The 3560-nt window shown below is 55.4% G+C and carries 3 protein-coding genes and 1 pseudogene; 1 reads left to right on the top strand and 3 read right to left on the bottom strand.

Going from position 1 to position 3560, the window contains the following annotated elements:
- The 3 genes and pseudogenes from ABJN75_RS17275 to ABJN75_RS17265 form a co-directional block, all read right to left on the bottom strand.
- Positions 1-1051: pseudogene (locus ABJN75_RS17275) on the bottom strand (ISL3 family transposase); the annotation flags it as partial.
- Positions 1052-1155: 104 nt separating this feature from the next.
- Positions 1156-1464 carry a MerR family transcriptional regulator gene (locus ABJN75_RS17270; RefSeq protein WP_120352511.1) on the bottom strand — a complete coding sequence of 103 codons (309 nt, stop codon included), beginning with the start codon at positions 1462-1464 and terminating at the stop codon, positions 1156-1158.
- A gap of 51 nt (positions 1465-1515) precedes the next feature.
- The gene (locus tag ABJN75_RS17265) at positions 1516-2565 is read right to left on the bottom strand and encodes an AraC family transcriptional regulator (protein WP_064223623.1); all 1050 of its coding nucleotides are present in this window, start codon (positions 2563-2565) and stop codon (positions 1516-1518) included.
- Between the two features lie 335 nt (positions 2566-2900).
- Here ABJN75_RS17265 and ABJN75_RS17260 point away from each other — a divergent pair.
- On the top strand, positions 2901-3560 hold a 660-nt coding region (locus tag ABJN75_RS17260; RefSeq protein WP_348440823.1), incomplete at its 3' end, for an ABC transporter substrate-binding protein.

Raw genomic sequence — 3560 nt, 5'->3', positions numbered from 1 at the left:
AGCCCGCCAACAGACGCTGCAAATGCGACTGACTCCCCTCGTAACCGCGCTCTCGGATCAGACGGAACAGGGCGCTGCCAGTTCGAATGCCCTCCTTCCAGCTTTGGCTCAGGAACTCTTCAAAGTACCACGGCGATGTCGGCTTCAAAGCGGCCCGCCTGCGGTCCGGTGGTGTCTCGAACTGCAGCCATTTCGCGATGCTGCGACGCGGGAACCCTGTTCGCCGCCCGATCTCGCTGCATGAAAGCCCCTGATTTCGGAGCGCATGAATGGTGGCGAAAATCTATTCCCGAGACGTCCTATGCGCCAGGCGTGACTTCAGAAGGCTGCCGGCTGCGGTGATGTTGTCGGCGTCGGACAGCAGCGCCCTGCCGGTCGCACGGCCGTGAAGGTTCATTTGCTCCTCGATGGCCTGCCGCAGGTTTTGTACGATATGGAACCGGTCAGCGACCTGCTTCGCCTGCGGTGCCCCTTGCCGTGCTGCCTGGGCGTAGAGACCGCAGCGATCTCTGCTGATCACTTCCACCTCGGGGTGTCGCTTCAGCCAGTTGGTGCAGCTGACGACATCTCGATCCTCAAGAATGTCGATCACCACGCGACGCTCCAGATCCACAATGATCGTGCCGTAGGTTTGCGATTTCCGCCAACTCCAGTCGTCGATCCCGATGACTGTCGGCGACTCGCCACTGTCTTGGGCACGGTTCTTCAGCTGCCTAAGCACCGTGTCATCGCTGACTCCAAGGCCCAAACGATGCAACAACCGCTCGGCTGGCCGTCCGCCGCTCGCATGCCCAAGATGGGTGACAATCTCCCCGACACGCGAAGTACGACGTGCAAATGGACGCGCAATCGAGGCGATTTGGTCTGAGAATGTCCGGCGTGGGCAAGCGGGTGCCTGACATCGCCAACGGCAAATTGCGAGATCAACCGTTACCTCGTCTCCATGCGCGGGATAATCCTGCAGCCGCCGACGCCGCCAGCCGTGACGTCGGCGTGAATGCAATCCACAGTCTGGGCAAATGCCGTTGGGAGCCAAGACGCCAGATACAATCCACCCGCCTCTTTCACTTCGCTCAACGCTTTGAACGGCAACATCGCTCCCGGGCGACCAGTGCTTCTTCGAACTCACAACTATACCTCCTGAATTTTCCAGTTTCAGGATAGTTGCGCCACACAAAGTGAGGCAGAACCGATTAAAGGGCAACGCGACAGCTGCGCTCTTGAGCCCCTGTTTTTATATATTTCTAACCAAACTCTTATATCTTCAAGCTTCATTCCGAACCGACGACCTCGCAAGATCAGCTTGAACCGCGCGATCTGTTTGCGATCATAACTTCGTTCACGCCCTTGTAGCGTGGGTTTGAGAAGTTCGAGATATTCGTAATACCGCAGGGTTCGGGGGGTGACGTCGAATTTCCCGACCATCTCTTTGAAGGTGAGCGTTTCGTCATCGGACTTGTTCATGGCGTCACTCCGTTCTGATATATGGTCGTGTTAGCGTCTCGTCGTCTAATCCTAACGTGAACTGGCGAATAACCCTTTGCTGGTTTTTCGATATGCGGACGGCGAATCCCCTGAAACCCGCCGGAAAAATCGCGACAGGCTGGCAGTTTCCGAAAAACCGAGGCGATCTGCAACTTCAGCCAGCGGTAACTCGGATGTATCAAGAAGCTCCCGTGCGCGGCGCAAGCGCACGCTATCGATAATCTGGCGATAGCTCATCGACTGACTGGCAAGTTTTCGATGTAAAGAGCGTTCTGACAAATGAAGCGTTTCGGCCACTTCCGGCGCATTGGGAAAAACGCCGCGCACCTGCATCAACACCTGATAAACCGAATTTGCTGTTCCGGTATGCTTGGGGCCGGTTTCAAGCATATTCTCGCACAAAACACGATAGTTTACCGCAAGAAGGGCATTCGCCAGCGGCAGTTTCAGCGCGCCTGTTCCAGGATGAAAGTGAATGCAACTGCGCGGTGCGCGATACACGATTTCGGTTTGCCAGCGCGCTTCTAGGTTCATCCAGCCTTTCGGGCGGTCCAACGGGCATTCGATCAGACGGATGGGCAGGTTTTCTTGACGCAGGTCCCGGAAGAAGGTCGGGCCGGACCCAAGCAGCCGTTCATGAACAAAATCCAGAAGATCGGGCGGTACATACTGGTCGTCGGCAACAAACCCTGTTGCAAAACCTTCATCGTCCTCTGTGATGTCATATGCCAGCAGTGCGTATCCCAGCCCCTGCATTTGCGTGAAAACCCTCAGCCCCGCTGTCACATTCTCTGAAACTAGCGTGGCAAGCCCGATAGGGCCATACGAGATCAGGCTGTAACGCAGACCGGTGACAAAAGCGACACCTTCAATATGCGCTGTACTCCGGCAAAAGGCACGCAGGAATGTGAGTTCCTGAATACCGTCCAGCGTGCCCCATGGATCCGAGAGAAGGCTGAGCTGCAAACCTGCTTCTTTGAGCAATGGGTCAGGATCAATGCCGTGTTCGATCAGCACGTCACACATGAACTGGATGCTATGTTTGGGAAGACGCAGGTTTTGGAGCAAGCCCACCTTCATGACGATGACCTCAAAATTCTACTGATGGGTAAATAATATCGATTTGGCAGAAAATGTCAAATTTGTGGCGTTTTCGGACATTCCCTGCCAGTCCTAACCCTGCGATGCTTGATGCAAGAGATGGGGGAGGGTTAGGGACACGGTCGCGATCAGATGCACTTTTGCGCCATTTGCAAATCCATGATTTGTTACCGCCCGATTGCTGATCCGACGTATGATAAAACCCGCCAAACTTGCTGATAGTATTCTGCTTTTCCGGGAACGATTTATCCCGGGCAGCGCATCATTCGCCTTGCAGGAGAAACTTCTTGGGGCGTGAAACCGGGAGGAAAACTATGAAACGTCGGAATTTTCTACGCAGCGCCGGGGCGCTAACTTTGGCCAGTACCTTGCCTGCGCCAATGGTTCTGCGGGCCGCAACGCCCGAAGATTATCACATTGCGGGCATTCTGTCTTTCTCGGGCGCATACGGCTTGATCGGCAATGACATGCGCAAAGGCGCGGAACTTGCCGTGGCCATGCGGGGTGGCGAATTGTTGGGCAAAAAAGTCCGCTTCAGCTGGGAAGACGATGAAACCAAACCCCAGCCCGCCGTACAAAAAGCAAGCCGGCTGTTGGCGGAAGGCACGCAATTGATGTTTGGCGCGGTCAGCTCAGCGTCGACTCTGGCACTGCAAAGCCTGTCCACACAGCGCAAGGTGCCGCATCTGGTCACGATTTCCGCAGACGACAGCATTACCAAGATGGACGGTGCGCGTTACTCATTCCGTACGTCCAACACGTTGGCCATGGAAATGAACATGTGTGTTGAATTCGTAAAGAAACGCGGGATCAAGAGAGTATACGCGGTCACGGCTGATTATCAGGCCACGCGCAGCGCCTTTGACGACTTTGCCGCAAAAGCAAAAGCCGCCGGTGTCGAGATCGTCGGGAATGACTTTGCCCCGCTTGGCAACCGCGACTTTTCGGTCATCATCGACAAGATGGCGCGTTCG

The organism is Hoeflea sp. (assembly GCF_039975035.1).
Taxonomy (GTDB): domain Bacteria; phylum Pseudomonadota; class Alphaproteobacteria; order Rhizobiales; family Rhizobiaceae; genus Hoeflea.
The sequence above is the reverse complement of the archived record's forward strand: the minus strand, read 5'-3'. Positions and strand labels throughout refer to the sequence as shown.

Coding starts and splice junctions, on each gene's coding strand:
- ABJN75_RS17270 (WP_120352511.1), bottom strand. CDS start 1,464: ATGAACAAGTCCGATGACGAAACGCTCACCTTCAAAGAGATGGTCGGG.
- ABJN75_RS17265 (WP_064223623.1), bottom strand. CDS start 2,565: ATGAAGGTGGGCTTGCTCCAAAACCTGCGTCTTCCCAAACATAGCATC.